At 44.0% G+C, this 895-nt stretch carries 2 protein-coding genes; both read left to right on the top strand.

What is annotated here, in order from left to right:
- A partial coding sequence (locus GVL03_RS18890; protein WP_235038247.1) for a hypothetical protein occupies nucleotides 1-320 on the top strand: 320 nt, incomplete at its 5' end.
- A 1-nt stretch (nucleotide 321) separates the two neighbouring features.
- Nucleotides 322-672, top strand: a complete 351-nt coding sequence (locus GVL03_RS18885) for a hypothetical protein (RefSeq protein ID WP_159502547.1) — start codon at nucleotides 322-324, stop codon at nucleotides 670-672.
- The last annotated feature ends 223 nt before the right edge of the window (nucleotides 673-895 follow it).

Raw genomic sequence — 895 nt, 5'->3', positions numbered from 1 at the left:
CAAGGAGTGGCTTGCAGATAGGGAATCGCACAGTGCTTGAGCTGCCAAATTCAGGTAAAGCCAAGGTTTTTTCTGGCGTTGCTGAGGATGAGGTCAAGAAATACTTTGAAGAGCTAAGCGGTACTGAGCTGCCAAATCCCATTCCTCTGACCATTCGTGAAAACACAGGAGTGCGTTATACTGTTGATAACGCTAACGGAAATTTTGTCTTGCGCGATGTATCTGCATCTGTTGATCAGACCGGGGCGGCTTGGACTATAGAGATTCCGCGAGGAGTATCCCATCCTAAGGCACGTATGGAAATTAAATTCTTAAAATAAAATGCTGAAAAATAAGGACGAAATTGTTTCTGAAGCTTTCGGGCTATGGGTTTCAGCTCTTTTTAGCAACATAGCTGGGTTTAATCCAGGAATGTCTTTTTTTGAACAGAAAGAAGAGTTTTTTTTATTGATTGGAGATTTGCTGGAAAAGGGTCGGGTGAGATTTTTGGTTCCAAATGAATTTCCCTCTCAAGGAGTAGATTTTTGGGAAAGCTCTCCAAAAAAGATAGTCGAATATTTGAGATCAAAATTTCCGCGAAATGCTGTTTCGGAAAGTGACCTGAGTGATTATTTTTATGAAATCCCGCCGATTTTATGGGTCGATGAGGAAGGTCGTTTGCACGGATCATAGCCCATATAGCGATGTGGGCTGCAGTCCATTGACTAACGATGGTTTCGTCGCTCCTTTGGGGTGAATGCGGTCAGCCTGATGTACAACTTGGGCACCGGCTCGGGTTGAAAAAATGGTCCGAAATCTGCGGGCTATGTGCTCATGCCTAATGGCCAGCCTATTGGTCAGGTCCAAGGAAGTGCTACAAGGGACATTCGGACCATAATTCTGAATAATTGGATAC

Source organism: Microbacterium sp. 18062 (assembly GCF_902706225.1).
Taxonomy (GTDB): domain Bacteria; phylum Actinomycetota; class Actinomycetes; order Actinomycetales; family Microbacteriaceae; genus Microbacterium.
The sequence above is the reverse complement of the archived record's forward strand: the minus strand, read 5'-3'. Positions and strand labels throughout refer to the sequence as shown.

Bases quoted from the DNA above. Each gene is read 5' to 3' on its own strand.
- GVL03_RS18885 (WP_159502547.1), top strand. From the start codon at position 322: ATGCTGAAAAATAAGGACGAAATTGTTTCTGAAGCTTTCGGGCTATGG.